The 24,891-nt window shown below is 59.7% G+C and carries 31 protein-coding genes; 18 read left to right on the plus strand and 13 right to left on the minus strand.

From position 1 onward, the window contains the following. Window positions 1-20: 20 nt before the first annotated feature. The 9 genes from LGH74_RS23555 to LGH74_RS23595 all read left to right on the plus strand — a co-directional run bounded on the left by LGH74_RS23555 (window position 21) and on the right by LGH74_RS23595 (window position 7,015). Window positions 21-293, plus strand: a complete 273-nt coding sequence (locus LGH74_RS23555) for a hypothetical protein (protein ID WP_226180406.1) — start codon at window positions 21-23, stop codon at window positions 291-293. Between the two features lie 69 nt (window positions 294-362). Further along, window positions 363-1,025: a DUF305 domain-containing protein gene (locus LGH74_RS23560; RefSeq protein WP_226180408.1), complete on the plus strand. Its 663-nt coding sequence runs from the start codon at window positions 363-365 to the stop codon at window positions 1,023-1,025. A 1-nt stretch (window position 1,026) separates the two neighbouring features. Then, window positions 1,027-1,758 (plus strand): SDR family NAD(P)-dependent oxidoreductase, encoded by a 732-nt coding sequence (locus LGH74_RS23565; RefSeq protein ID WP_226180410.1) that lies wholly within the window; start codon window positions 1,027-1,029, stop codon window positions 1,756-1,758. Between the two features lie 48 nt (window positions 1,759-1,806). Continuing rightward, on the plus strand, window positions 1,807-3,006 hold the full coding sequence (locus LGH74_RS23570; protein WP_226180412.1) for a family 1 glycosylhydrolase: 1,200 nt from the start codon (window positions 1,807-1,809) through the stop codon (window positions 3,004-3,006). A 46-nt stretch (window positions 3,007-3,052) separates the two neighbouring features. Continuing rightward, window positions 3,053-3,739 (plus strand): DUF1345 domain-containing protein, encoded by a 687-nt coding sequence (locus LGH74_RS23575; protein ID WP_226180414.1) that lies wholly within the window; start codon window positions 3,053-3,055, stop codon window positions 3,737-3,739. A 66-nt stretch (window positions 3,740-3,805) separates the two neighbouring features. Further along, a complete protein-coding gene (locus LGH74_RS23580; RefSeq protein WP_226180416.1) occupies window positions 3,806-4,741 on the plus strand; it encodes a bestrophin family protein in 936 nt (311 codons plus the stop codon). Between the two features lie 117 nt (window positions 4,742-4,858). Further along, window positions 4,859-5,128 (plus strand): hypothetical protein, encoded by a 270-nt coding sequence (locus tag LGH74_RS23585; RefSeq protein ID WP_226180418.1) that lies wholly within the window; start codon window positions 4,859-4,861, stop codon window positions 5,126-5,128. Window positions 5,129-5,300: 172 nt separating this feature from the next. Further along, entirely contained in the window at window positions 5,301-5,927 is a 627-nt protein-coding gene (locus LGH74_RS23590; protein ID WP_226180420.1) for a DUF305 domain-containing protein, read from the plus strand. 302 nt (window positions 5,928-6,229) lie between these two features. After that, window positions 6,230-7,015, plus strand: coding sequence for a phosphatase PAP2 family protein (locus LGH74_RS23595; protein WP_226180422.1), 786 nt, complete (start codon window positions 6,230-6,232; stop codon window positions 7,013-7,015). 231 nt (window positions 7,016-7,246) lie between these two features. Here the strand turns inward: LGH74_RS23595 and LGH74_RS23600 are convergent, their stop codons facing one another. Then, on the minus strand, window positions 7,247-7,564 hold the full coding sequence (locus LGH74_RS23600; RefSeq protein ID WP_226180424.1) for a hypothetical protein: 318 nt from the start codon (window positions 7,562-7,564) through the stop codon (window positions 7,247-7,249). 140 nt (window positions 7,565-7,704) lie between these two features. Between LGH74_RS23600 and LGH74_RS23605 the strand changes: the two genes are divergently transcribed. Continuing rightward, window positions 7,705-8,553 carry a murein L,D-transpeptidase catalytic domain family protein gene (locus tag LGH74_RS23605; protein WP_226180426.1) on the plus strand — a complete coding sequence of 283 codons (849 nt, stop codon included), beginning with the start codon at window positions 7,705-7,707 and terminating at the stop codon, window positions 8,551-8,553. 35 nt (window positions 8,554-8,588) lie between these two features. Here the strand turns inward: LGH74_RS23605 and LGH74_RS23610 are convergent, their stop codons facing one another. Further along, window positions 8,589-9,572 carry a lipid A deacylase LpxR family protein gene (locus LGH74_RS23610; RefSeq protein ID WP_348533006.1) on the minus strand — a complete coding sequence of 328 codons (984 nt, stop codon included), beginning with the start codon at window positions 9,570-9,572 and terminating at the stop codon, window positions 8,589-8,591. Between the two features lie 188 nt (window positions 9,573-9,760). On the opposite strand from LGH74_RS23610, the gene LGH74_RS23615 reads away from it, so the two are divergent. Further along, window positions 9,761-10,132, plus strand: coding sequence for a DUF3703 domain-containing protein (locus LGH74_RS23615; RefSeq protein ID WP_226180430.1), 372 nt, complete (start codon window positions 9,761-9,763; stop codon window positions 10,130-10,132). A gap of 69 nt (window positions 10,133-10,201) precedes the next feature. Here LGH74_RS23615 and arsS read toward each other — a convergent pair whose 3' ends face one another. The 5 genes from arsS to LGH74_RS23640 form a co-directional block, all read right to left on the minus strand. After that, complete coding sequence (arsS, locus tag LGH74_RS23620) at window positions 10,202-11,248, minus strand: arsenosugar biosynthesis radical SAM (seleno)protein ArsS (RefSeq protein WP_226180432.1); 1,047 nt, start codon at window positions 11,246-11,248, stop codon at window positions 10,202-10,204. 78 nt (window positions 11,249-11,326) lie between these two features. After that, window positions 11,327-12,229: an SDR family oxidoreductase gene (locus LGH74_RS23625; protein WP_226180434.1), complete on the minus strand. Its 903-nt coding sequence runs from the start codon at window positions 12,227-12,229 to the stop codon at window positions 11,327-11,329. Next, window positions 12,222-13,226 carry an NAD-dependent epimerase/dehydratase family protein gene (locus LGH74_RS23630; RefSeq protein ID WP_226180436.1) on the minus strand — a complete coding sequence of 335 codons (1,005 nt, stop codon included), beginning with the start codon at window positions 13,224-13,226 and terminating at the stop codon, window positions 12,222-12,224. The genes LGH74_RS23625 and LGH74_RS23630 overlap by 8 nt, the downstream gene beginning before the upstream one ends. Then, window positions 13,226-13,918, minus strand: a complete 693-nt coding sequence (locus LGH74_RS23635) for a TIGR04283 family arsenosugar biosynthesis glycosyltransferase (protein ID WP_226180438.1) — start codon at window positions 13,916-13,918, stop codon at window positions 13,226-13,228. The genes LGH74_RS23630 and LGH74_RS23635 overlap by 1 nt, the downstream gene beginning before the upstream one ends. A 45-nt stretch (window positions 13,919-13,963) precedes the next feature. Beyond that, a complete protein-coding gene (locus LGH74_RS23640) occupies window positions 13,964-15,010 on the minus strand; it encodes a BamA/TamA family outer membrane protein (protein ID WP_226180440.1) in 1,047 nt (348 codons plus the stop codon). A 154-nt stretch (window positions 15,011-15,164) separates the two neighbouring features. Between LGH74_RS23640 and LGH74_RS23645 the strand changes: the two genes are divergently transcribed. From LGH74_RS23645 to arsB, 7 genes are all read left to right on the plus strand, one after another. Further along, window positions 15,165-15,947 carry a DUF547 domain-containing protein gene (locus LGH74_RS23645; protein WP_226180442.1) on the plus strand — a complete coding sequence of 261 codons (783 nt, stop codon included), beginning with the start codon at window positions 15,165-15,167 and terminating at the stop codon, window positions 15,945-15,947. Window positions 15,948-16,097: 150 nt separating this feature from the next. Further along, window positions 16,098-16,694, plus strand: a complete 597-nt coding sequence (locus LGH74_RS23650; RefSeq protein WP_226180444.1) for a DUF6134 family protein — start codon at window positions 16,098-16,100, stop codon at window positions 16,692-16,694. Window positions 16,695-16,858: 164 nt separating this feature from the next. Further along, window positions 16,859-17,209, plus strand: a complete 351-nt coding sequence (locus LGH74_RS23655) for an ArsR/SmtB family transcription factor (protein WP_226180446.1) — start codon at window positions 16,859-16,861, stop codon at window positions 17,207-17,209. 42 nt (window positions 17,210-17,251) lie between these two features. Further along, window positions 17,252-17,713 (plus strand): DUF6428 family protein, encoded by a 462-nt coding sequence (locus tag LGH74_RS23660; RefSeq protein WP_226180448.1) that lies wholly within the window; start codon window positions 17,252-17,254, stop codon window positions 17,711-17,713. Window positions 17,714-17,786: 73 nt separating this feature from the next. Continuing rightward, complete coding sequence (locus tag LGH74_RS23665; RefSeq protein WP_226180450.1) at window positions 17,787-18,560, plus strand: metallophosphoesterase family protein; 774 nt, start codon at window positions 17,787-17,789, stop codon at window positions 18,558-18,560. Window positions 18,561-18,571: 11 nt separating this feature from the next. After that, window positions 18,572-19,066, plus strand: a complete 495-nt coding sequence (locus LGH74_RS23670) for a GNAT family N-acetyltransferase (protein ID WP_226180452.1) — start codon at window positions 18,572-18,574, stop codon at window positions 19,064-19,066. A 21-nt stretch (window positions 19,067-19,087) separates the two neighbouring features. Beyond that, window positions 19,088-20,194, plus strand: a complete 1,107-nt coding sequence (arsB, locus tag LGH74_RS23675; RefSeq protein ID WP_226180454.1) for an ACR3 family arsenite efflux transporter — start codon at window positions 19,088-19,090, stop codon at window positions 20,192-20,194. Window positions 20,195-20,306: 112 nt separating this feature from the next. Here the strand turns inward: arsB and LGH74_RS23680 are convergent, their stop codons facing one another. The 6 genes from LGH74_RS23680 to LGH74_RS23705 form a co-directional block, all read right to left on the minus strand. Further along, on the minus strand, window positions 20,307-20,519 hold the full coding sequence (locus tag LGH74_RS23680) for a hypothetical protein (protein WP_226180456.1): 213 nt from the start codon (window positions 20,517-20,519) through the stop codon (window positions 20,307-20,309). A 39-nt stretch (window positions 20,520-20,558) separates the two neighbouring features. Beyond that, entirely contained in the window at window positions 20,559-20,819 is a 261-nt protein-coding gene (locus LGH74_RS23685) for a GDCCVxC domain-containing (seleno)protein (RefSeq protein WP_226180458.1), read from the minus strand. Beyond that, a complete protein-coding gene (gene merTP, locus LGH74_RS23690) occupies window positions 20,819-21,451 on the minus strand; it encodes a mercuric transport protein MerTP (protein ID WP_226180460.1) in 633 nt (210 codons plus the stop codon). The genes LGH74_RS23685 and merTP overlap by 1 nt, the downstream gene beginning before the upstream one ends. Beyond that, entirely contained in the window at window positions 21,448-21,831 is a 384-nt protein-coding gene (locus tag LGH74_RS23695) for an ArsR/SmtB family transcription factor (RefSeq protein ID WP_226180462.1), read from the minus strand. Before LGH74_RS23695 ends, merTP begins: the two co-directional genes overlap by 4 nt. 1,216 nt (window positions 21,832-23,047) lie before the next feature. Then, on the minus strand, window positions 23,048-24,238 hold the full coding sequence (locus tag LGH74_RS23700; protein ID WP_226180464.1) for a replication initiation protein: 1,191 nt from the start codon (window positions 24,236-24,238) through the stop codon (window positions 23,048-23,050). A gap of 313 nt (window positions 24,239-24,551) precedes the next feature. After that, the coding region (locus tag LGH74_RS23705) for a hypothetical protein (RefSeq protein ID WP_226180466.1) at window positions 24,552-24,891 on the minus strand (340 nt) is incomplete at its 5' end.

A 24,891-nucleotide genomic window follows, 5' to 3' on the forward strand; every position in this document is an offset into this window, starting at 1 on the left:
GCCCTGTTTCCTTGCCTCGTATGAATTCGCACAAGCTCCTCATTGAACTCACCCTGGTGCCGGAAGGCCGACACATTGCCTTTTCGAAAGAAATGCTGGAAAAAGTCCATGTCTACCGCCGGCAAGGGGCCGCTGGCGACGACTGGCAGCAGGTGGCGACCAACGCCCGCTCGCCTTTTGTGGACACGGAAGAATTTCCGACCGGTACCACGCTCGAATACCAAGTCCAGCACTTCACCCAACAGGACACGTACGAAGGACACAGCAACATTGTGCGCACTACGCTGAATTAGTTCTTTTCTTGTGACTGTCCCGCAATGACGACCGGTGCTGTGCCGGTCGGCGGGCGTATTGGCCCTTCTATGCTACTCCGTTCTGTTGTCGGTTTGGTGGTGCTGTTACTGCTAGGGGCCTGCCGCGAATCGGTGCAGGACATCCCGGCACACACGGCCGATACGCACCAGCAGGCTCCAGAACAGTCTGGTGGTCTACTTGCCCCACCTACGGGGCAGCAGGCGCAACAGCGGCTGCGCTCGGTGGCGCGCACGGGCAACGTCGACCACGACATAGCTTCCCTGCTGCTGGAGCACCTGCGCGGAGCCCGCCAGTTGGCGGCCGCAGAGCTGGCTACTGGACGAGCCCCAGTCTTGCGGGCCCTGGCCGATACACTCCGCCGGGCGTGGCAGCGGGAAAGCCAGAATTTGGGCCGACTCGCGGTGCGCACCCACAACCAGGAATCCGAAGAACATACTCGGCACTACCAGGAATTTAACCGGGACGTGCAGGCTGCCTTGGACTCGGCGGTCTATAGTACCCACGCGGCAAGCGCAGACCCGGACATCGAGTTTGCGGCGGCCCTATCAATCCAGCTGCGCACCGGCTTGCGGCTGGTGCAGGAAGCCATTGCCCACGGCAGCGACCCGTCCCTGATTGCCCTGGCCCACCGCTTGCACCACGACCAGCTCCACTATCTGCGGCGAGTGCAGTCGTGGTCTTCCACCCATCTACCTCCTGCTAAACTGTAACATGATGCGCTTTACCAACAAAATATGCCTCGTTACCGGGGGCGGCTCCGGCATCGGGCGCGCCGCGTGCCAGCAGCTGGCCGCCGAAGGCGGCACCGTGGCAGTCCTGGACCGGGACGCCGCCACGGCCGCTGAAACCGTAGTCCTGATTGAACAAGCCGGCGGGCGGGCCTTGGCCGTGCAGGCCGATTTAGGCTTGGTGGCCGAGATTGAGGCCGCTGTGCAAACGGTGGTGGCCACCTACGGGCGGGTGGACGTGCTGGTGAACAACGCGGCCGTGATGACTTTTAAACCGATAGTAGAGCTAGCGGTAGCGGAGTGGGACTTGGTTATGGCTGTAAACCTGCGGGCTGTTTTTCTGCTCAGCAAGCTGTGCCTGCCCCACATGCAGGGCGGGGCCATTGTCAACATTAGTTCGGTGCATGCGCAGGAGACGACGGCCAACGTCATTCCCTACGCGGCCAGCAAAGGTGCGATGGAAGCCTTCACCCGGGGCATGAGCCAGGAGTACCCTGCTAGCCACGTGCGCACCACCTGCGTGGCCCCCGGCGCCGTGGACACGCCCATGCTCTGGAACAACCCCAACGTGAAAAGCGGCAAGGAAAAGATTGAGGGCGAAGTGGGTCACCCCGCAGACATTGCCGGCGCTATCTGCTACCTGGCCTCGGCCGAGGCCCACTACATCAACGGCACCACGCTGGTCGTGGACGGTGGCCGGCTCAGCATCCTGTAACGGCCGCTTGGCCGCGCTTTCCTCTTCCTTTCCCTTATTCTTCCGCCTATGAGTGCGTTCATGTTTGCCACCGGCATCGAAAACAGCTACCCCACCATCAAGCTCCCCGACGGCACCACCCACCGGGTGGACGAGCTGGCCAAAACCGGCCATTACGAGCGCTGGCGCGAGGACTTTGCTTTGGTCAAGGAGATGGGCATCGAGTTCCTACGCTACGGCCCGCAGTACTACCGCGTACATCTGGGACCGAACCAGTACGACTGGGCCTTTACCGACGAGACGTTTGCCCATCTGAAAGAGCTGGGCATCACGCCCCTGGTAGATCTGCTGCACTTCGGTTTACCCGACTGGCTGGGAAACTTCCAGAATCCGGACTTCCCGGAGCATTTCGCCGCCTACGCCGGGGCCTTCGCCGCGCGCTTCCCGGACTTGCAGTTCTACACGCCCATCAACGAAATCTTCGTCACGGTCATGTTTTCGGCCCAGTACGGCTGGTGGAACGAGTGCCTGGCCAGCGACCTGGCCTTTGTGACGGCCCTCAAGCACGTGTGCCGCGCCAACGTGCTGGCCATGCAGGCCATTCTGGCTGTGCAGCCGGGGGCCACCTTCATCCAAAGCGAGTCGGCCGAGTACTTTCACCCCGAAACGCCGGCCGCGCGGCCCCTGACCGACTTTCTGAACCAAAAGCGCTTCCTGAGCCTAGACCTGACCTACGGCTACCCGGTGAGCGTGGTCATGTACGAGTACCTGCTGCAAAACGGCATGACCCGCGACGAGTACCTCTGGTTCGGGGAGCAGAACATCAAGGCCCGGTGCATCATGGGCACGGACTACTACCGCACCAACGAGCGCATGGTGCGCGCCGACGGCAGCACCTACCCGGCCGGCGACGTATTCGGCTACTACGTCATTGCCAAGCAGTACTACGACCGCTACCGCATGCCCATCATGCACACCGAAACCAACCTGTGGGAGCCCGACTCGGTGAACTGGCTCTGGCGGCAGTGGGCCAATGCCTACCGCCTCAAGCAGGACGGCATCCCGCTGGTGGGCTTCACCTGGTATTCCCTGCTCGATCAGGTGGACTGGGACACGGCCCTGCGCGAAAACAACGGCCGCGTGAACCCGCTGGGCCTCTACGACCTAGACCGTAAGCAGCGGCCCGTGGGCCGGGCTTACCAACGCCTCATTGCCCAGTGGAAGGATGTGCTGGTGGACGAGAGCTACGGCGTGCACATCAATTACTAAATCGATTTTCTACCGCCGGTCTCTGCGGCCGCCACTTCTCTGGACTATGCCGCTTTCCCGGTTCTTTTCCCCACACCACCTGCTCAACCTCACGGCCCGCCAACGCCTGCTGGCGGCCACCGCTGCGGCCGCCCTGGGCTGGGCGCTGCTGCCCGGCAGCCTGCTGCCGACCACGCGGCTGGTGGCAGCCTGGGACTTATTCTGTTTGTGCATCCTGTTTCTGCTCTGGGCCGGTACCCACCGCGCCGACGCGGCTCATATCCGCCGGACAGCGAACCGCCAAGACCCTGGCCGGACGTGGGCTTTCGTGGCGGTGCTGGTGGGCAGTGCCGCCTCCCTAGGGGCGGTAGTACTGCTGCTGAGCAACCTGCCCAACCTGAGCCCGCGCGAGGTGGCCTACCATGTGCTGCTCTCGGCCGGAGCCGTGGTGGGAGCCTGGCTGCTGGTGCATTCCGTGTTCGCGCTGCGCTACGCCCACGTATACTTCAGCGAGGATACCAGCACCGACCCGCCCGACAACCTGGGCGGGCTGGACTTTCCGGGGGCACCGCCGGCCTCGTACTGGGACTTTGCTTATTTCTCATTTGTAGTGGGCTGCACCGCCCAGACCGCTGACGTGGATGTGTCTTCCACTCGTATGCGGCGCCTGGTCATGCTGCACGGCCTGCTGGCCTTCGCCTTCAACACCAGCATCGTGGCGCTGACCATTAACCTGCTGGCCGGCATCTTGTAGGCTGCCTACTCACCGGCACCTTGGCACGGCCCCCCCCAACACTTTACCTACCCATTTTAGGCTTGCATGTACGTTCAAAAGCACATCCACTGGCGCGTTATCTGGAGTTACTCCTGGAAGGACTTGTTAATATTTTTGGTTTATGATTTAACGCTGGCCATTCTGCACGGCCCGCTGGGCATGACCTGGCTGGACATTCCCTGGCAGTTGGTGAGCATTCTGGGCGTGGCCGTCTCGTTCTACGTCGGCTTCAAAAACAGCAGCTCCTATAACCGCTTCTCGGAGGCCCGGCAGCTGTGGGGCGGCATTGTGAACCGCAGCCGCAACTGGGCCATGCTGGTGCTGGCTAACACGCAGCCCGCCCGCAGTGCCCTTACGCCCGCGCAAGTGAGTTGCCAACGGCAGCTGGTGTACCGGCAGTTGGCCTGGGTGAATGCTCTGCGCCTGCACCTGCGCCGCCAGCCCCAGCGCTGGGACGAGGATGTAGCCCCCTTTCTGGACCCGGCCGAATCCGACTTACTGCGCACGACGGTGAACCCGCCCGCTCAGCTGCTGCTGCGCCAAAGCCAGGCCCTACAGGACGCTGAGGGCTTGTTCGACAACCTGCAGCGCCGCACCCTGGTCGAAGACCTGCGCGAGCTGACCAACCTGCAGGGGGGCACCGAGCGCATCAAAAACACGCCCTTCCCGCGCCAGTACGCCTTTTCCAGCGTGGTGTTCGTCTGGCTGTTTATCGCGCTGCTGCCCTTAGGCATTCAGGGGGAGTTTGAGAAGCTGGGCCACGGCCATTACTGGCTCACGGTGCCCTTCTCAGTGCTCGTCTCCTGGGTGTTTGTCACCATTGAGCTGGTGGGCCACATCAGCGAAGACCCGTTCGAGAACCGCATGAACGACGTGCCCATGACGGCCCTGTGCCGCAGCATCGAAATCGACCTGCGCCAGATGCTGGGCGAAACCGAGCTGCCGGCGCCCAAGCAGCCCGTGGATGGGGTATTGTACTGATTTAGTCGATCAGCCAATATCATTAGGTACTCCTCGGGTCGGGACTTGGGGCCGGCAGCGGCCAACCTATCCTGCGCATTCCCGTTTCTATTCTTCTACCTCTCAACCCCACTACAAATGGCTGACCACCCTGAAGAGCACCAGAAAATCATCGAGGCCCACGAAAAGGCCGCGCATTACTTCCAGCACGCGCTGCAAAACCACCGGGCAGCGGCCGAGCACCTGAAAAAAGGCGACCACGAAAAAGCTGCTCACCACGGCTATACTGCCTACGGGTTTGCTTCCCACGCCCAGAAGCACGCCGAGGAAGCGGCTCTTCACCACTCCCACGAACATGGCCACAACGAACCCCTGCACGCTCACGAGCAACCGGGATCTGGTCAGTAGATCAGCTACATAAAGCCCGCCTTTTTCAAGGCGGGCTTTTTTGGCTTATCTGGCTACCATCAGCTTTTTTGTGGGCCCCCTCTGTACTTGCACTATGCGCTATAGCTCCCGCTTACTTACTTTTTGTATTGTTCTTGTTCTACTTTCTCTGAGTGGCTGCGATTCTAAACCAGTGCCCCAGGCCACGAAGCCCGCGCCGGTTTTGCCCCCGGCGCATGGTGATGCACGCGAACCACTCACGCACGCCGATGCCCCGAGTGACCCCACTACCCCGCGCCGCATTATTGCCACCCTGCGCGAGGGCGTGCTGGATAATAGCCCCGTGGAGAACCCCGACCACATCTTCACTCACTTGCTGGAGCTCTACCACCACAGTGGATTGGACTTAGCGCAAGCGCAACTCCGGCAGGGAAAAGACCCGCAGCTGCGCTTAGTAGCCGATACCCTGCGCCACCGTAGCCAGCGTAACCTGGCGCAGCTTGGCAAGCTCGACTTAGACCAGCACAGCCCCGGAGCTGACTTCCGGTCCACTTCCCCCACTCGGGCCCGCGCCTTACAGCAAGTCCTGCAGCGAGTTCGGCGCACCCTTGCTACCCCGGTTAAGAACAACAGTCCAGACCAGGAATTCGCCGCATTTCTGGGCCTGTATTACCAAAGCGGGCTGTTGCTGGCGGGAACCCAGCTGCGCTACGGCCGTGAAGTCAAGCAAAAAGATCTGGCCAAGCAATGGCAGGCGGCCCAGCAGCAGGAGTGGCAGGCTGTTAAAGCCTGGCAACAGGCGACAGATACGACGCGCTAGCGTCCAACCTACTCAGCCTTCTCAGTCCAAGTAGGCTGGCGGAATTTGTGTCCCACCCCTAGATTGCAGGAACCATGAAACGCAAAGGCCTAACCGCTTGTTCAGACAGTATGTGTGAACATCATAAACCAGCGCAGAAACTTCAACGCATGGGCATCTACTTGCTGGTAGGGGTCTTGGTTCTATTGGGTCAGCTTTACAGCCAATAGGTCTTGATTCTTTTAGATGGATTATCTTTCGGTATCCACCTCTGTCACCCGATGCTGACTGTTCCTTTGCTATCCTTGGCCCGCTTAACCGGTGTGCTGCTGATCACTCCGTTAGCGGCGGCAGCGCAAATTTCCTATCCTGCCTCACCGCCGGTGATGGCCGACTCGTTGCCGACCCCGATTCGACCGGCGCTGCTACGCCGTGCTGCCAATTGGGCGCGGCAACCCGCCGGGTGCCGGGTGCTGGTACCCACACTGCTGCTCAGCGCCGGGGTGCTAACGACACACCGAATCGCAGTAGTCAATTCCGATGAGGAGCTGCGCGAAGAATTGAGCGAGCATATGCCGGCGATTCGCACTACGATTGACGACCAGTTGCGTCACGCACCAGCTGCGGCGGCGCTGGGCCTGAGTTTGGTCGGGGTCAAAGGCAAGCACAGCACCGTTAATCAGGCCTTGCTGTTTGCCCTAACCTATACTATCAACAACACGCTGACCAGCAACCTGAAAAACCTGACCCGCGTGGAGCGCCCGGGGGGCAACGGCGATTTTAGCTCGTTTCCCAGCCAGCATACCAGCGCCGCCTTCTCCGCAGCTCGGTTTCTTGACCGCGAATACGGGGAAAACAGCGGCTGGTACCGGGCAGGCGGCTACTCGGTGGCTACTACCGTGGCCGCGCTGCGCCTGATAAAAGGTAACCACTGGCTTTCTGATGTATTGGCTGGAGCAGGCGTGGGCATGGCGTCTACCGAACTGGCATATTGGTTATACCCGCTTGTGCAACGTGTGTTGGTGAAAGGACTGCAAGACCGGGCCCTAGTATTGCCCTATTACCAAAGTGGGGCGGCCGGCCTGACCGCCGTGCTGGTGCTACGCTGATCAGGTCAACCGAAATGCGACTTGGCGAACATAGTCTGGAAAAGAGGACTGTACACCAGGTGGGGCAATCCGGCCGCATTTATTTGATGTGACGCACCAGGTTTACCCCCTAGTCAACACAATAAACTTCTGGCGCGGCAGTATCCCCAGAAACCGGGCCGCAACGATGTTTTTCCTAGCGGCCCCTCTTTTCAGCGTCAGTTTTGGCGCGAGCCCTAGCCATTCATTTTTTCACACTGCTCCGGTGGCAAACTCTTTGGGCAGTGCCAGTGCGTATGTCTTTATCTGAGCAAACGCCTGGGAATTGAGGCGGGCCGTCACTTGATAGAGGCCAAATGAGGGCTTCTCGAAGGTGGCCGTCAGCGTAAAATAAGATCCTTGGGTGATGAGAAACCGGCGGCCCAGCCGTTCGGGCTCTTTGCGTGAGGCTTGGATGTAGGGCTTGAGCCGCCGTGCTACTTCGGTTTCAGGCATCTCGTCGCTTAACAGCATGTCTAGCAGCAAATCAAAGAGCTGAATGGGGGATTTTTCCGGAGAGGGCTTGGTCACACGAACGGGGATGTGGGGTTATAGAGGCTGTGGGGGGGCGCAGGAAGAGACCAGGCAAAAGAACGCAACAATTCCGCATAGAGGCTAAAAAAAGCTGGTGTGTTTTTTGGATAATGCTCCCTGTTCTCATTTTCCCTGCCATGAAAAACAGCATTAGCTTCCGTTGCCTGCTCCTAGTAGGCCAAAGGGGCGCGGTTATCTTCTCCATTCTGACGGCGCTATGGCTGGCAACCTCTTGCTCCGCGCCTAGTACTCCCGCCGTAACGACTTCCCGTCCGTCTACCGTTTCATTGCCGGTTAGCGCTCCGTTTGAAGTCCCCTCGCCCCCGGCTACTCCCGGCCACGTGCCGGCATTCGATGCGCAGGTGCGGCGGCAATACGCTGCCTTGGGAGCGCAGCAACAAGGTCTACGGTACGAGTTGTTCGAGCAGGCCCTGACCGGCTACCTGAACCTGCGCCGGCAGGGCAAAGCACCCGCGGAACCGCAACGTCTGGCCGTGATTGACTTCGACCTGCCCTCCACCGAAAAGCGACTCTGGGTACTGGACCTGGCCAACAACCAGGTGCTGTTTCGCACGTTGGTGGCGCACGGCAACAACTCGGGCCAGCGGGAGGCCACGCGGTTTTCCAACACGAATAACAGCCATATGAGCAGCCTGGGCTTCTACGTTACCGGCAGCACCTACGTGGGCAAACATGGCCGCTCGCTGCGCCTGAACGGCCTGGATGCAGGATTTAACTCCAACGCGGCGGCCCGAGCAATCGTGGTGCATGGGGCCTCCTACGTGAGTCAGGCCATCATTCAGCAAACCGGGCGGCTCGGCCGCAGCCAGGGTTGCCCGGCCCTGCCCCTGGACCTCTACGAGCCGATCATTGACTCGCTGCAGAATGGCGCCGCGCTGTTCATTTACAAGTCGGACGCTGGCTACACCTCCCCGTATCTGGACGAGCAGGCAGCGAGCGCAATGATGGGTGGCCTGTCGTCGTAGAGATACTTGCCGCAGAACCCTGCGCCCAACTAGCTTTAAAAAGCTACGCGGATGTTAATGGTAGTCCACCGATGGGTTCGGGAGCCCGTGAATTCCGGTGAAATCCACGTCAGAGCCGTTTCTACCCGCACGCCTGCGTAGCCCAGTCCCAACGTGCCGGTACTCTGCGCCACCGCCCGGCTCACAGCCGACGCCGGCAGCACGTAAGGATTGCGGCGGTTGAAGAGCCCACCCTGCAGGGTGGCGTTGTAGCCTACCAAGCGGCCTTCCACCTGCGCCTGCCCGTAGGCCTGCACCCGCCCGTGCGGGCGACGGGCTGCCCGGCCCGCGACGCCAAGCCCCTCAAAAGTAAGTTGGCGCCAGCCCACCCGCAGGGTGGTGCCCGCGGCCGCGTAGGTTTGCAGCGTCCCCAGCGAGGCCGAGGCCGAACCATTAAGTTCGGCCACTCGCCCCAGGGCCAGCAGCTGCTTTTCCACCTGGGCTTCGTAGCCCAGCACTACGTCGGTTTGCACCTGATAATCCCAGCCACGCGGTGTGGGAGCACCCAGCAGTTCGTGAAACTTGGTCTGGAAGCCTTTGGCTCCGGCCGCTGGCCCCAAAATGCCCACGTTCAGGGCCGTGGTTACCCGCAGGTGGCGGCTGGTGTGGGTGGCCACGCGCAGCAGGTCGGCGTAGATGTAGGAGGCGTAGGGTCGGTCTCCAACCCGGATGAAGGGGTCTTGAATGCGCAGGGGCGTAAAACCGTCGTAGTGCAGGCGAATGCCATGATGCAGGGTGCTGCCGGCCGGCACCGGCCCCAGAATACGGTTCACCGGAGAGTGTTGCAGCGCCGGGCTTACCAGCAGTAGCGTCATGCCTTGGGTGTAATAGTAGTCAGTCCGCAGAAACGCATCGTTGGCAAAGGAATAGTCGAGCAATCGGTCTGCGCTGACTTGCGTGCTGTCCCTGAGCAGTTGCGCCTGCGCACCGCTGGAGCCTAGCCCAATCAGCAATAGTAATCCGCAAAGACAACGCATCATGATGAAGAGTACACAGTGGTAAGGGTACCTACGCCGCAGCCCTTGGGTTTGGGTTGCGGGCTCGAGTTGTCAGCAAGAAATTCTTGCCCGCTGTTGGATGAGCCGGTCCGCAGTAGGACTAGATAATTCCAGCGCCTGTTTCCTATCTAATGCGATTTATTATTACGTAACCCGTACTTTCAGGTACCATGCAAACCCTGCTTCTGCCTTCCGCGCTACGGCCATATTTCTACCAGGAACTGCAAGCGGCTCGAACCGCCTATGCCCGGCAGGATGCGGCCGGCGCGTTTCAGCACCTGGAGCGGGCCCACGTGCTCGGGCAGCGCTGGGCCGTGTCCCATACGCAGGTGCACCTGCTCATGCTCTGGCACGGCCTGCGCACACGCAACGGACGCGAAATCCTGGGCCAGCTGCCCCGCATTGTGTTGGGTTTTCTGGGCTCGCTGGTGGGACGGGTACCCACGGGTAATACTGGTGGGGCCAACGTCAAAGCCGAGCAGCTCATGCCCATTCCCACGGATTTACAGGCGCTACTCACCCCACAGCCGGAATCACGATAACGTCGCTAGAAAGGGCCCGTGATTCCTGGGTATCGGCAGCGCCCCAAATGTCAAAGCCATAAAAGGGCATCAAGCGGTAGTTCCCCCGCAGCTGGAGCCGCTGCCGGCAGTGCAACCGTAGCAATGCTGGTTCACTACCACGGCCCGCCCAGCCAGGGTGGTGGCATCAAAATCGCGGATGTGCTGCACGGAGCTGGCCACGCGCAACTCCAGCATCTGGTTGAAGTCACAGTCGTAGAGGTAGCCGTCCCAACTCACGGAAATCGTGTTGCGGCACATCACCCCGGCTGCCGCCACGGGATTGAAGGCACCCACCAGCTTTTCCATGTAGCCCGCGTAGTTGCCCGACTCGATGAGAAAGTCCAGATAGCGGCTCACGGGAAGGTTGGTAATGGCAAACAGCTCATTGAATACGATGCCGAAGTCCTTGCCCAGGGCGCGCTTAAACTGATCCTGCAGGCCTTTCTGCGCGCCGGGCAGAAAGGCACCGTTGGGGTTGTAGACTAGGTTCAGCGTCAGCCCGGAGCCGGGCTGGCCGTAGCCGACGGCGTTGAGCATCTTCAGCGCCCGGATAGAATCCTCAAATACCCCGTCGCCGCGCTGGCGGTCCGTCGTCTTGGCGTTGTAGAAGGGCAGAGAGCTGACCACTTCCACCCCGTGCCGTTTAAAAAATTCGGGCAAGTCGTAATACTTCTTGTTGGCCACGATGATGGTCAGGTTGCAGCGCACCAGCACCTTGCGCCCCAATGCGTGGAGCTGCTCGACAAACCAGCGAAAATCCGGGTTCATCTCCGGGGCCCCGCCGGTCAGGTCCACTGTCAGAATATCGGTCTGGGCCAGCGCGTCCAGGCACAGCTGCATCGTCTCGCGGGTCATGATTTCCTTGCGGTCGGGGCTGGCATCGACGTGGCAGTGCTTACAGACCTGGTTGCACATCTTGCCCACGTTGATTTGCAGCACGGCCGGGGCCACCGGCCGGAGCGGGAACAGCCCAGCGCTCTGCAGCTTTTCGTGGAACAGGGGCAGGTGCAGCGTCTCGGCTACCTCCTGGCGCAGCACCGTGAGTTGAAAGGACGAGTCGGCCAGTTGGTGGCCCGTGGCCTTAAGTGATTTCATCGGAAGGAGAAGCAGTGGATGCCAGCGCGTGCGCCAGACGTACGGGATTGCGCCCCGGCCCGGATTAGCCCATCGGGGTTATTCGTAGAAATGCCGCAGGCGGCGGGTGGTCGTCAGCACAATCCAGTCCCCCAGACGGGGCAGGTAGGTGTGCACCAGCACGATAAGCTTGCCCAGGGCCGAGAGGACAGTGCGTGACCGGCGCCGACGGATATGGCCCAGAATGAGAGCAGCAACTTCGGCCTGGCTTTTCTGCCAACGCGGGGGGCGGTGGGCAATGGGTACGGGCTCCCCCGTGGCACTAAGAACCCGTTTCTCCGGGTCGTTCTGGGTGAAGCCGATGTGCACCACGCCGAAGTGAATGCCGGTGTGGGCCAGCTCCAGCCGCAGCGTGTGGGCCAGGTTAGCCACGGCCGCTTTGCCCGCGCAGTAGGCCGAGCCGCTGGGCATACCGTTCAGGGCCGAGATAGAGGAAATAAACGTCACGCTGCCCCGCGTCCGGGTCAGGTACGGCAGCGCGGCTTTCAGCGGGTACACAGTCCCGTAGACATTGCTGTCGAGCACCTGGCGGAACACCTCCGGCTGCATATCGGCAAAGTAGGCCCGCTGCGAAATGCTGGCGTTCGTCACCAGAATGTCCAACTGCCCGAAGGCTTGGATAGCCGTGGCCACCAGCTGCTCACACGCGGCGTAGTCTGTCACGTCGGCCACGCAGCTGGCTACGGCAAACCCGGCCGCCGCGAAGTCCAGGCGGGTTTGCTCCAGGCGCTCCGGCTGGCGGCCGTTGAGGACCACGGCCGCCCCCTGCTGGCACAGCGCGCGGGCCGTTTCCCGCCCAATGCCCGATTCGGAGCCCGTTACCACGGCGACTTTGCCGACAAACGGCCCGGTACCCGGCGGCAGGAGCTGCCGCGCCGCTCTGGAAGCTGCGGGCGCCGCCTCGGCAGCGACGATGGGAGGCTGCGGGGAGGCATCAAACATAGTGATGGGCTTTAAACCAGTGAAACGCTTCGGAAATGGCCTTTTCGAGCTCTGTCTGCGGCAAGCCCAGCTCCGTGCGGGCTTTGTGCACGTTAAAGTAGTGGCCGTCGCCGGCCACGGCTACCATCGACGCGTTGAGCCGCGCTGGGTGACCCGTCAGGCGCGCCTGCACGTCGCAGGCCGCGCCGTAAAGCCGGGCCAGCGGTGCCGGTACCGGCCAGACCGGCGGGCGCACGCCCATTTGACGCGCCATCAGCGCAAATGCTTCCCGGTAGCTGAGGTTTTTATTGCCCAGAATGTAGGACTCACCGATTCTGCCCATGCTCAGCGCGTTGACGGTGGCCACGGCCACGTCGCGCACGTGCACATAGTTCTTGCCGCCAGGCGGGTAGCCCGGCAGCTTGCCGCGGTACAACTCCAGCAGTAGGGCGTTGGAGGTCGGCTTGGCGTCGCCCGGTCCCAGCATGAAGGTGGGATGCACCAGCACGGCTGGCAGCTGCCATTCGGCCACGGCCTGCAGTACCCGGTTGGTGGCGGCCCGCTTGCTGTCCATGTAATCCAGGCCGTAGCGCTGCCCGGCGTAGGGACGGGTTTCATCGCCGGGCTGCAGACGGCTGCCGAAGCCGAAAACGTTGGCCGTGCCCACGTATACAAACCGTTGAACACCTGCCTGCCGGGCCAGCCGCAGGATGGTTTCGGTGCCCCCGTCGTTTACGGCCCACACGGCCGGGTTGCGGGCGGGGTTCACCTCGGCCCGGGCCGCCGCGTGGATGATGGCCGCGCAGCCCTGGGCCAGGCCGAACAGCGACGCCGGCTCGCAGAGGTCGCCCATACGAACGTCGACGCCCAGTGAGGACAGGGGCGGTAGGGGAAAAGAAGCTGGTGCCCTGCCAGGCCGCACCAGCGCCCGCACCGAATGGCCCCGCTGCAGGAGCTCCAGCACGAGGTGGCGGCCCAGAAAGCCGCCGGCACCGGTCACCAGCACGGGCCCTTGCATCAGCGGTAGTTGAGCAAGGCCTTATAGGTGCGGGCAATGCGCGGGGGCGACACCTTGAGAAAGAACATGGAAAAGGCCGTCAGGTTGGCCAGCTGCACGCGCAGCCACGAGTTGGTTTCGTACTTGCGGGCCGACACGACCACGTCGTGGGGCACAATCAGAAAGCGGGCCCGCCGCCGGATGCGGCGGATGATGTCAAAATCCTCCATGATGCAGTAGTGCTCATCGAAGCCGCCGAGCTCGTCGAACAAGGCGCGGGTGATGAACAGCGTCTGGTCGCCCCCGCGGCTCATGATGCCCGCGAAGCGGGTGCCGTAGCTGTTCAGGCGCAGCAGGGGGTGGGAGGAGTCGAAGCGGAACCGGTAGCAGCCGGCCGGGTAGCCGTCGCGCACGGCCCGGCGCACGGTGGTAATATAGCCGGGGTGAATACCCACGTCGGCGTGCACGAAGTACAGAATGTCGCCCGTAGCGTGGCGGGCGCCATAATTCATCTGGCCCGCCCGCCCAGGTTTAGGCGACAGCAGCACCGTGGCACCGGCGCGCTGGGCGGCCTCTACCGTGCCATCTTTGCTCCCGGCGTCGACCACGATAACTTCCACGGTGTAGCTTGGATCGTGGCGACGCAGCTCCTCTACCAGGCGCCCGATGTTGTCGGCTTCGTTATAGGTGGGGATGATAACGCTCAGCAGCATACGGCAAGGGAATGGTCAGGGAAATGGTCGAGATGTAAAAATGCGTTAAAAAGCTTCGCCGATGGTGATGTACAAGCCACTGGAGCGCCGGCCCAAGCCGTAATCGAGCCGCAGGTTCAGGTGGTCGCGGCGGTTCACGGTGAAGCGCAGGCCGGCGCCGTACGCGGCTTTCGGCGCGTCCAGGCGCAGCACGCGCGCCTCGTCGCCCAGCGCGCCCACTCCGCCAAACACCACCGCGCCCAGCCGCCGGTACACCGGCAGGCGTAGCTCCGTTTGCAGCACGGCCGCGTGCTGGTCGCGGTAGCGGCCCTCGTAGTAACCACGCAGGCGCTTGGTGCCGCCCAGCAGCGAGAGGGCGTTGAAGGGCGCGGTGCCCGCCGTGTAGCTCACGAAGTAGTTCATGGCCAGCACCACGCGCGGGACCAGGCGGTGGTAGGACGACACATCGGCCGAGAGGCGACTGAAGCGCGTGGTGCCCATGGGCGAAGCAGCGCGGTTGCGGTGCCAGTAGGCCACATCAGCCACCACGCCCCGGGTGGGAAAGAACACCCGGTCGCGGGCGTCATAAAACAGGCCCAGCCCGCCGCCCGTCAGCCGGCTGCCGCGGCCGCCCGGCACGGCGCCGCTGCCCAGCAGGCCGTTGAGCTCGGTGCGGGTCACGTCGTAGTCTTCGACCTGGTAGCGCAGGCCGGCGTAGAGCGTGCCGCGCCCCCAGCCCGGCACGATGCGCCGGAAGGCATTCAGGCGGATACGGGGGAAATTAACCTCGTAGAGCTCCTGCGGTACTTCCCGCTCCCCCACCCCAAAGAAGAAGTAGCTGTAGCGGTAGTAGCCGGCTTCGCCGTAGGCGTAGTAACGGTTGTGGCCATAGAACACCTGGAAGGGTAGATACACCAGCAGCTGCCGGTTCTGGGTGTAGGCCACACCGGAGGTGAGCTGCGAGGGCCGGGCGGTGGTGTCGCCCGCGTCACGGCGAAAGCGCACCGTCGCGGTGGCCGCCGCCCCGTAGGCCAGCCGGGTTTCGGGCGTGTAGTAGACCAGCGGCAGCGGAAATACCGCCACGCGCTTAAGCACGGTATCCGGGGGAGTCAACCAACAGGAAAGACTAAGCAGCGAGGTGACCAGGAACATGCGGCGGGCAGGGTGTTTATACTCTACGCACTAGCGGGGGGCGGAAGATTTACCGAGCGTCAATCTTCTCCGCAGCCGCTTGCCGTATATGCGGGCTCAATAGTCTCTTTTTCCTATGCGCAAAATCTTCCTGGTCGTGTTGCTCCTGGGTGCCGTGGGCGCCGCGCTCGTGGCGTTCGTCGCTCCCACGCCCGGCCCCTTGCGGACCGTCCCAGCGGCCGCCGTCGACCACGCGGCCTACGACCAGCTGCTGAAGAAGTACGTCAACGAGCAAGGGCTCGTCAACTATGCGGCCTGGAAAACGGACCAGCAGGCGCTGAACCAGTACCTGGATCGACTGAGCAAGAATCCCCCGGCCACCAGTTGGAGCAAGCCCGAGCAGATGGCCTACTGGATAAATGCCTACAACGCCTACACCATCCGGCTTATTCTGAACCACTACCCGGTCAAGAGCATCAAGGACATCGGCTCCAAAATCAAGATCCCCTTCGTGACTACGCCCTGGGCAGCCGAATTTTTCAGCATCGGCGGCCAGAAGATGAGCCTCGACGATATTGAGCATGGCACCTTGCGCAAGAAGTACGATGACCCGCGCATTCACTTTGCCCTGGTGTGCGCCTCCCTGTCCTGCCCGCGCCTGCGTAACGAAGCCTTCACGGCCGACAAGCTGGATCGGCAACTCGACGAGCAGGGGCGCGACTTTCTGCGTGACCCGGCCAAAAACAAGGTGGGCCAGGCAAGTGCTCAGCTTTCCAAATACTTCGATTGGTATAAAGGCGACTGGAACAAGAATGGGCAATCGGTGGCCAAGTGGGTTAATACATACGCCGCGACCAAGATGAACGCCAACGCGAAAGTGAGTTACCTCGACTACAACTGGAGCCTGAACCAGCAATAAGCGGCCGGCGCCCCTGTACATGTCCTTCCCCAACCGGTACAATAGGGCAATAGCGGCTCCTCACTTTCTGTCACCCAACGCCCGGTAGGCCTGCTGCCGCCGGGTGTTTTGCTACCTGGTATGCACCCCTGTTGGTTAACCGCCGTCGCTTTGTTTGGGAGCAGTTTCCCGCCGCCGGCTCCGGCATGGGCCCAACACCCGGCCCCGGCCGAGGTACGCCGCTATGCCATCGAGGTAGCCGGGCTGCGCGTAGGCACCATGACGGCTACCCGCCACCCCCTAAGCGCTACCGAGGTCCGCTACACGCTGGTCAGCGACGTGCAGGTCAACTTTCTGCTGTATCACCTGAATGTGTATTACAAGGTCGTCAACCTCGTGCGCAGCGGCCAGCTGCTGCTCTCCACGGTGGAAGCGCACACGAATCAAGGGGACTTTGCTTCGCGCACCGAATGGAAAGGGGACCATTACGACATCGTGGCCAACCAGTACAAGCATTTCTACCGCGGCACGCTGCCCGAGCCCATCCGCTACACGGTAACCGATATGTTCTTCGGGGCACCCAGCGGGCAGGCGCAGGCTTACGGCGAATATTTTGGCGACTATTTTATGCTTAGCCCTACATCCAGTAGCATCTACCAGGCCCGCCGCGCCGGGCGGGAAGACGAATACCGCTACGCCAACGGCCAACTGGCCACCATTATCAAGAAGAACCCGCTAAAGAATTTTATCATCCGGTGGCAGCCGTAACGGCGCATCCTCTCCGCTAGAAGGCGCTGTCAGGCCGGCTTTTAAAGCAAGGCTCCCGACAAACCTTACTAGGCCAGTATCCCATCGCGAGTAAAAAAAACTGTATGACGTAAACATGCGTCCTATTATGTCGTATATTTGCCACATACTTCACGTTCTTCCCGATGACTTACGCCAAAACCGCCGCTTTTACGCAGGAGCAACAGCAGCTGGCCCGCGTGGCCAAAGCCCTGGCGCACCCGGCCCGCGTGGCCATCATCCAGTTTCTGGCCAGCAAGCAAACCTGCATTTCCGGCGACATCGCCGCCGAGCTGCCGCTGTCGCGCACCACGGTTTCGCAACACCTGCAGGAGCTGAAAGCCCTGGATTTGATTCGCGGCGAAATTGACGGGCTCACCGTCTGCTACTGCCTCAATACCGAGCTACTCCACCGGGTGCACCAGCAATTCACGGCCTTCTTTGTCGAGGCCACTGCCGGAGCGGCCTGCGGGCCGGAAGATGCCTGCGCCTGCTAAGTCCACTCAACTTTTTACTTCCTCATTTACCCAAACAACGCCATGAAAATCTCTGAAATCAAGCAGGCCCTGGCCGAGGTAGAAGCCGTTAATTTCCGCCTGCCCTCGGGCGAGTACCTCCCCGCACACTTCCATGTGACCGAAGTGGGCCTCGTGAGCAAGCATTTCATCGACTGCGGCGGTGTGGAGCGCCAAGAAACCGTGGCTAACTTCCAGCTCTGGGAAGCCGGCGACTACGACCACCGCCTGGCGCCGCAGAAATTCCTGCACATCCTGGAGTTGTCCCAGCGCATCCTGGGCCGCGAAGACCTGGACATTGAAGTGGAATACCAGCAGGCCACCATCGGCAAATTCGGCCTCACGCGCGACGGCAACGACTTCGTGCTGACCCAAAAGCAGACGGCCTGCTTGGCCCAGGACGCCTGCGGCATTCCGGACGCCCAGTCGTTTGCCCTGCCCCAGCTGCAGGTAGCGGGTTGCACTCCCGGCGGCGGTTGCTGCTAAGCTTAGCAACGGCGCTATCCCTGCCGGGTGGCGCCGTTTTGCTTTCCTGACTTCTCCCTTATTTCTCTTTCGGATGACAATTGCCTTTTTCTCTGACGTGCACGGCAACCTGCCGGCCCTGGAAGCAGTGCTGGCCGATATGGAGCAGCGCCGGCCAGACATGATTTTCTGCCTGGGCGACCTGGTGGGCTATGCGCCCTGGCCCAACGAAGTAGTAAATGAGGTGCGGCGGCGGGGCATCCCCACGCTAGCCGGCAACTACGACCAGGGCATTGGCTTGGCCAGCAGCAACTGCGGCTGCGCTTATAAAACCGATACGGAAAAGGACCTGGGCGCGCAAAGCATTGCCTACACCAACCACGTCGTGGGCGACGAGGAGCGACGCTACCTGCGTTACCTACCCAAGCACATGCGCTTGGAGTTTCAAGAAGAGCCCTGCACGCTAAGCCTGCTCATGGTGCACGGCTCGCCCCGCAAAATCAATGAATACCTGTTTGAGGACCGGCCCGAGGCCAGCTTCCTGCGCGTGCTCCAGGATGCCAGCGCCGACATTCTGCTCTTTGGCCACACCCACAAGCCCTACCACCGCACCTTGGCCTACGAGCACGAAGGTGAAACCCGGTACCGGCACGCCCTCAATATTGGTTCGGTGGGCAAGCCCAAGGACGGCGACCCACGCGCGGCCTACCAGCTGCTGCACCTGGATGAGCATACTACGCTGACCGACCCCAAGAGCGTGTGTTCCGAGCTGGTGCGGGTGGAATACGACGTGGAGAAAGCAGCACAGGCCGTCGAGGCTTCACCGCTGCCCAACGAATACGCGGACATGCTCCGCAAGGCCTATTAAGCACCATCCAGATGACCATCCTACCCCTCACGGAAGCCCACTGGCCAGCCGTAAAGGCCATTTACGAAGCCGGCATAGCCACCGGTAACGCTACCTTTGAAACGCAGGCCCCGGCCTGGGAGGCCTGGGACAACGCCCACCTGGGCCACAGCCGCCTGGTAGCCGTCAATGACGCTGGCACGGTGCTGGGCTGGGCAGCCCTTTCGCCCGTGTCGAGCCGCTGCGTGTATGGCGGGGTGGCCGAAATCAGCGTGTACATTGCGGCCGAAGCACGGGGCCAGGGCGTGGGCCGGCAGCTGCTGCAGGCTCTAATTGCGGACTCGGAAGCCCACGGCATCTGGACGCTACAGGCCGGCACCTTCGCCGAAAACGCCGCCAGCATTGGCCTGCACACCCAAGCAGGGTTCCGCATCATCGGCTACCGGGAACGAATTGGTCAGCACCACGGCCTATGGCGCAATACGGTGCAGCTGGAGCGGCGCAGCCCGACCGTGGGCGTCGCATAACGTATTCCTCTATTCCTCTCGATGACGACCCTCCCTCAACCGCTACCGGCTGCCCCGGCGCCGGCCACCCTGGCGGAAAAGAAACTCTCCGGCTTGGACCGGGGCCTGACCCTGTGGATCTTCCTGGCCATGGTGCTGGGCGTCGCCCTGGGCTATTTCGTACCCGGTATTAATGATGCGGTGAACTACTTCTCGGTAGGCACGGTCAACGTACCGCTGGCTCTGGGCCTGATTCTGATGATGTACCCACCACTGGCGAAGGTGAAGTATGAGGAGTTGCCCAACGTCTTCAAAAACACGCGTATCATCGGTCTGTCCCTGTTTTTAAACTGGATTCTAGGGCCATTGCTGATGTTCTTTCTGGCCATTTGGCTGTTGCCCGACAAGCCGGAGTACATGATGGGCCTGATCCTCATCGGCATTGCCCGCTGCATTGCCATGGTACTGGTCTGGAATGACCTGGCCGACGGCAGCCGCGAGTACGCGGCGGGCCTGGTGGCGCTCAACTCCATTTTCCAGGTGCTATTTTACTCGGTGCTGGCTTGGCTATTCATCACCGTGCTGCCGCCCTATTTTGGGCTGAAGGGCTACGCGGTAAACATTGGCATTAGGGACATTGCCCAAAGCGTGCTGGTGTACCTGGGCATTCCCTTTGCGGCAGGTTTTCTCTCACGTCTGGTGCTGCGCCGCCTGAAAGGCGACGCGTGGTACGAGCAGGTATTCCTACCGGCCATCAGCCCGATTACGCTGGTGGCGCTACTGCTCACCATCGTGGTCATGTTCAGTCTCAAGGGCGAAACCATCGTGCACGTACCGCTCGACGTGCTGCGCATCGCCCTACCATTGGCTATTTACTTTGGTGTCATGTTCGTGCTCAGCTTTGCGGCCGGCAAGTGGTTGGGGGCCAACTATGCCGAAAATGCCTCTATTGCCTTCACCGCCACGGGCAACAACTTCGAGCTGGCTATTGCCGTGGCCATCGGCGTGTTCGGTCTGAATTCCGGCCAAGCTTTCGCCGGCGTCATCGGCCCGCTGATTGAAGTGCCGGCGCTGATTGCATTGGTGAACCTTGCCTTTTGGTTTCGACGCCGCTGGTACGGGGGCAAGAGCGTGGCCACGTCGGCTTAATGCAATGCCTTTGCCTACCTTAATGTGGAGTACAAGAAAAACGCCCAGCTTTGAAAGCTGGGCGTTTTGCGTAGACACAAAGTCATTACTCGCTAGTAGTTAGATAGTTAATCTACTTCTTCACGGCCTCGATAGGGGCCGACGTCACCACCGCGGCCGTGCTGATTTTCTTAGCGCAGCAGCTGGCAACGGGCTTCTCGTCCTTGGAGCATTGCGGAGCGGCTTCCTTTGTTGCTTTTTTATTCTTTTTGCCGGGTTTACCGTCGGTGGCCGACGCGGTGCCGATGGTAGCCAGCAGAGTCAGGGCCAGCAGGAGGTTTTTCATGTAACGAGAGAATAAAGAGTAGAAATGATAAGTGGAAGGTTAGCAGCAGCCACAGGCACCTTTGCCCTGCTCCTGAATGGGTGGACAGGGCACCGTGCCATACGAGCAGTACACGCAGCAGTCACCGGCCAAAGGTTTAAGCAGTGTGTGGCAACTCGTGCACTCGTAGAAGTACTGGCAGGCATCGGTGGGCATCTGCTCGGCCTGCGTGTGCTGGCACACCGGGCAGGTAAGCACGGAAGTCAGCGTAACGGCGGGCTGGGGGCTGGGAGGCGTTATCGGAATCATAGCAAGGGACATTAGCGGGTAGCGGAAGGGTTCAACACCGTGTAGCCAGTGCCGTTGATAGCTGCTTCCACCTGGGCCACGGGCGTGACGGCGGCATCAAAGCGGACCTGGGCTGTGCCCTGCTCGTAGGAAACCTGCACGCTCTGCACGCCCGGAAGTTGTTGCACATCGTGCTCGACGTGGCGGGCGCAGGCCTCACACGTCATGCCCCCAAGTCGGTAAGAATTGGTAAGCCACACCGGAGCCACACTGGCGGCCGTCAGTGGTTTGGTAGCTGCCGGTGGGTAGAGTTGCGACCCATAGTAGGGAAATGTCAGCAGCAGCGCGGCCAGTGCTGTGACCGTGGTCAGAAAGCCCCGTGACTGCACCAGCGAGGGTTTGGCTGGCACGGAGCAGCCGCAGTCATCAGCTGCTGCGATAGCAGGCTGGAGTTGTTGGTACCAGGCGAAGCCCAGCACGCTTACGGTGAGGGCCATTAGGTAAGGCCGCAGCGGTTCCAGCCAAGCGAAAGTGGACGCTACGCCACCCAGCCCTCCAACAATAACTAGCAAGGGCGTAATACAGCACAACGAGGCCGTTAGGGCGACCAGCAGGCCGGTGCCGGCTAGAGAGCCAGGTTTCGGCGTGGAAGCAGGTCGGCTCATAGGGTAGCAGTCGTGAGTGGGGTGGAAACAGACGCCAGCAATGGCTCTACTATGGGGCGCAGGGCGGTGGTAGGAGTATAAAACACGGTCTGGCCCACCTTTAGCGCCTGCACCACGCCGCCGTCCTTGAGCTTGCGCAGGTGCTGGGAAACGGCCGACACATTCATCTGCAGCACGTCAGCCAAGTCGCAGACGCACAGTTGCTGCTCCTGTGCCAACAGAAACAGGATCTTGAGGCGTACTTCGTTGCCAGCCAGACTCAGCACCGCTGCCAGCGCGGCCAAACTTGGCTCTACGGCCAGCAGGCGCTGTTGACACTGTTCAATGTGGGCGGTGTCGGCAAACACCCGGACGCAGGAGGAAGCAGTCGTGGTTGTCATTTCAACAAAGGTACCATTTTCGTATTTAAGCAAACGCTAAAATATAAACAGCCTGTTTTACCTTGCCGCCGCGGCAACCTACTCTGGTATCTACTCTATGTACCGTACGGCGGGCAAAAGTCTCTTCGTCAGCGAGTGGACCTGGCTGGGTGGCGATCTGCTTTGGCAGTAGGTCCGGGCAGCAGTGTGGTAATGCGGGCAAACAAATTGCGTAGGGCCTGCAGACACCGGTCTTTATGCCCGGCCCCATGTAGGCTCATGATGCCCTGGTCCTAGGTGGGTTAAGGTTGTCATGCCGTTAAAATAGAGATAATAGCCAACCCAGTAAGCTATTTCGGCGAAGGTGGCCTGCAGGGTATGACCGTTACCTTCGCTGAAGGCGTGCATAGGTAGTTGAAGCAAGTGGCTTTGCACTACCAGTTGAGTAGCTTATACCCATCCCAGCCGATCTGCGGGTTATTCTAGTTGGTAGTGTTACTTCCTAATCTATCTTTATACGAAGGGAACCTACACAGTATCCTCCAGAAAACGCAGCCACTGGCGAATATGCCAAAAGCCAAGAACCCTCGCTCCAACCTTTTGAAAGGTGGGGCGAGGGTTCTTGTGTAGTGCCCAGAGAAGAAATATCGTCCAACTTTAGGCGCAACGGACTCAGATGGCTTGTTGCTGTGCTTCTATCATTTGCCTTTCTTATGCTCGTGGGGCTTTAAGGCAGGATGTTTCGGTTGATTTTCTGGCGTAACCCGCCTTCTTTCATCGGGTGTACCATCTTGCTTGTTCGGTTTTGGTCCGGGTTTGATAGACATGACAACGAGTGGGGTTAGGGTTAAAATTTATTTTCAACACCCTAAATTAGAAGGTATTTTCACTTTACAAGGAATAGTTGAATACGGACCTTTGGGCAATAGCAAAACCGTCACCGCTTAGTACCGGATTTCAGCTTTTGCAGAGCGGATGTGTCCCAGCATTCGGCAGATTAAGCAGGAGAACATACCATGTTCCGGGCCATCTGTGACGAGCTAAGCCTGCGAGAAACACTACCGAATAGAAGTATAGTAGCGGGCAGCTAACCTGCTCTACGCGTGCACCTGCAGGCCAAAAGTATCCAGGCCCTCCTGATTTTCCGAATGCGCTGGCATTTTGGCTACTAATTCACCGCAGAGTGGGTGGTCAGGAGGCCACTGATGGCTAGTCGGCCCTGGTACCCTTTACGGTTCTATAAGGACTTTTCTTTCTTTACCAACCAGTCGTCACCATCCCGATGTTCAAGTAGGAAACCATCGCTTAAATACACTTGTCGAATATGCTCTTCAAATGTAGTGGCTCGCTTCTGACGTTGTGCGAAAGGCCCTGGGTTATCATATATCTCCCGTACTTCGCTTACTCTAAAAGCTAAAACAGTTGACTCTTCCTGGTGTGACGTGATTTCCTTTCTTTGGCTTCCTCTAGGCTTCGTAGCTTGGGTATAGTCTTCCAGTAAATACTTTTCTACCAATGCTTTGTAGATGGCGCCCGCCGGCTTTTTGATTTTTCCTTTTCGGAATTGCGTTTCTACAATCCGAACTACATACGCAATGTAGCCCACATCATACTCTCCTTCCTCCAGTTGATTGGCGATGGTCGTTATGCTACGCTGGCTTACCCCAATCTGGATTAATGCACTGGCCCACTCAGCGGCGCCAGGCAACGTCTTTTTTGTAGCAGATGCCGCTAATTGCTGAAAAAGGAACTTGATCCGAGCGACCGTTTTGCCTTCTCGTTCCAGTTCATATGTAAACGGGATATCTGTGTCAGCTATCTCGCTTTGCGCTTTGTCGAGGACACGAGCCTTAAAATTAGAAAAGCGGGGATACTCATTTTCTTCAATTCCTAATACGAAACGCAGGTCTTCCACGCTGATTGTTCGACGTCCGAAGCCAGCATATTCTTTCAAGAGCCAATAGATACGCAGTGATTGGGGACTCTTCAGCTTGAGTACCTGCTGCATGTCTGCCATCGTGAAGTTGCCACTCTCCCGGAGTTGCAGCAGATAGGGCATAATTTTAGGGTTGAAGCTGGCTACGACGCCGCCTAAGTCAGCACGATACCCCGCTTCTGCCATGAGAGGAATGTAGGTATAGCTGGGCTTGCGTCGACGCTTGCGCGTCTTTTCTTCAAGTTCTTCGATGTAGAGTGTAAAGGAGGCTAGACCTTTGCACATTTCATCCACTTGCTCATACGCAGATCCCCCACGACGCTCAAATACAAGCTCTTCCATTGGAATGAAGTGTTCCTTAAAATCCACATCATCAAAGTCGATTCGTGAAAGCAATGCGACAAACAGGCGCATTTGTAGAGGAACAAAGCTGAATCGGGCATTAATGAGCGCATTGTGTTGCGCAACTCTTTTTTCTGGGGTAGCATCCATGCGCAGCAACGTCTTTTTTGTAGCAGATGGGTTGATAAATCGTCTTTCGTGTAGCTGAACTACGTCTTTCGTGTAGCTGAACTACGTCTTTTTTGTAGCAGCAAACGTCTTTTTTGTAGCAGATTAGGTGTTTTACTGTCTACTAATCAAATAGATACGGCCCATATAATACTCTTATAAGAGAAGTATTAAAAAAAAAAGACTAGCTGGTTCTTTTAAACGTCTTTTTTGTAGCAGATACAATTGCTCTCAGCAGTCTAAAAAAGTTCGTTTCCGCAACAGAAACGCAGCTTTTTATACCTTTTTAGACTGATCAGGACTTGAGTTTCTTATTCTTCTGCAGCAGCTTCTGATACTCCTCATCAGGAAGGCTGCGATTGGCATTTTCGAGCTTGTCCAGCAACTCACTGACCACTTTTTCAATCTGCTGACGCACTACAAAGCCGGGCTCCCAGTATTCTGCCTGCTTCAGGCGCAAGTATGTATTTCTGCGCAGATATGTACTAAATTGTACCCACTCTTGACCAGTGTTTTCTACAGTTGAAGAAGCTTTAGAATCTATAGCTTCTTGTGGAGCTGAAGCAGCAACAGGAAGCTCATCCATTCCATAGAGGGAATTCGCGTCCAGAACGGGACGAGCCGTTCTCGCCGTA

The organism is Hymenobacter lucidus (assembly GCF_020447265.1).
Lineage (GTDB): Bacteria > Bacteroidota > Bacteroidia > Cytophagales > Hymenobacteraceae > Hymenobacter > Hymenobacter lucidus.

Bases quoted from the DNA above. Each gene is read 5' to 3' on its own strand.
- LGH74_RS23630 (WP_226180436.1), bottom strand. From the start codon at position 13,226: ATGCAAGGGCCCGTGCTGGTGACCGGTGCCGGCGGCTTTCTGGGCCGC.
- LGH74_RS23685 (WP_226180458.1), bottom strand. From the start codon at position 20,819: ATGTCCCTTGCTATGATTCCGATAACGCCTCCCAGCCCCCAGCCCGCC.
- LGH74_RS23565 (WP_226180410.1), top strand. From the start codon at position 1,027: ATGATGCGCTTTACCAACAAAATATGCCTCGTTACCGGGGGCGGCTCC.
- arsB (WP_226180454.1), top strand. From the start codon at position 19,088: ATGACGACCCTCCCTCAACCGCTACCGGCTGCCCCGGCGCCGGCCACC.
- LGH74_RS23645 (WP_226180442.1), top strand. From the start codon at position 15,165: ATGCGCAAAATCTTCCTGGTCGTGTTGCTCCTGGGTGCCGTGGGCGCC.
- LGH74_RS23695 (WP_226180462.1), bottom strand. From the start codon at position 21,831: ATGACAACCACGACTGCTTCCTCCTGCGTCCGGGTGTTTGCCGACACC.
- LGH74_RS23635 (WP_226180438.1), bottom strand. From the start codon at position 13,918: ATGCTGCTGAGCGTTATCATCCCCACCTATAACGAAGCCGACAACATC.
- LGH74_RS23610 (WP_348533006.1), bottom strand. From the start codon at position 9,572: ATGATGCGTTGTCTTTGCGGATTACTATTGCTGATTGGGCTAGGCTCC.
- LGH74_RS23700 (WP_226180464.1), bottom strand. From the start codon at position 24,238: ATGGATGCTACCCCAGAAAAAAGAGTTGCGCAACACAATGCGCTCATT.
- LGH74_RS23570 (WP_226180412.1), top strand. From the start codon at position 1,807: ATGAGTGCGTTCATGTTTGCCACCGGCATCGAAAACAGCTACCCCACC.
- LGH74_RS23555 (WP_226180406.1), top strand. From the start codon at position 21: ATGAATTCGCACAAGCTCCTCATTGAACTCACCCTGGTGCCGGAAGGC.
- LGH74_RS23575 (WP_226180414.1), top strand. From the start codon at position 3,053: ATGCCGCTTTCCCGGTTCTTTTCCCCACACCACCTGCTCAACCTCACG.
- LGH74_RS23580 (WP_226180416.1), top strand. From the start codon at position 3,806: ATGTACGTTCAAAAGCACATCCACTGGCGCGTTATCTGGAGTTACTCC.
- LGH74_RS23655 (WP_226180446.1), top strand. From the start codon at position 16,859: ATGACTTACGCCAAAACCGCCGCTTTTACGCAGGAGCAACAGCAGCTG.
- LGH74_RS23660 (WP_226180448.1), top strand. From the start codon at position 17,252: ATGAAAATCTCTGAAATCAAGCAGGCCCTGGCCGAGGTAGAAGCCGTT.
- LGH74_RS23615 (WP_226180430.1), top strand. From the start codon at position 9,761: ATGCAAACCCTGCTTCTGCCTTCCGCGCTACGGCCATATTTCTACCAG.
- LGH74_RS23670 (WP_226180452.1), top strand. From the start codon at position 18,572: ATGACCATCCTACCCCTCACGGAAGCCCACTGGCCAGCCGTAAAGGCC.
- arsS (WP_226180432.1), bottom strand. From the start codon at position 11,248: ATGAAATCACTTAAGGCCACGGGCCACCAACTGGCCGACTCGTCCTTT.
- LGH74_RS23560 (WP_226180408.1), top strand. From the start codon at position 363: ATGCTACTCCGTTCTGTTGTCGGTTTGGTGGTGCTGTTACTGCTAGGG.
- LGH74_RS23680 (WP_226180456.1), bottom strand. From the start codon at position 20,519: ATGAAAAACCTCCTGCTGGCCCTGACTCTGCTGGCTACCATCGGCACC.
- LGH74_RS23585 (WP_226180418.1), top strand. From the start codon at position 4,859: ATGGCTGACCACCCTGAAGAGCACCAGAAAATCATCGAGGCCCACGAA.
- LGH74_RS23605 (WP_226180426.1), top strand. From the start codon at position 7,705: ATGAAAAACAGCATTAGCTTCCGTTGCCTGCTCCTAGTAGGCCAAAGG.
- merTP (WP_226180460.1), bottom strand. From the start codon at position 21,451: ATGAGCCGACCTGCTTCCACGCCGAAACCTGGCTCTCTAGCCGGCACC.
- LGH74_RS23665 (WP_226180450.1), top strand. From the start codon at position 17,787: ATGACAATTGCCTTTTTCTCTGACGTGCACGGCAACCTGCCGGCCCTG.
- LGH74_RS23625 (WP_226180434.1), bottom strand. From the start codon at position 12,229: ATGTTTGATGCCTCCCCGCAGCCTCCCATCGTCGCTGCCGAGGCGGCG.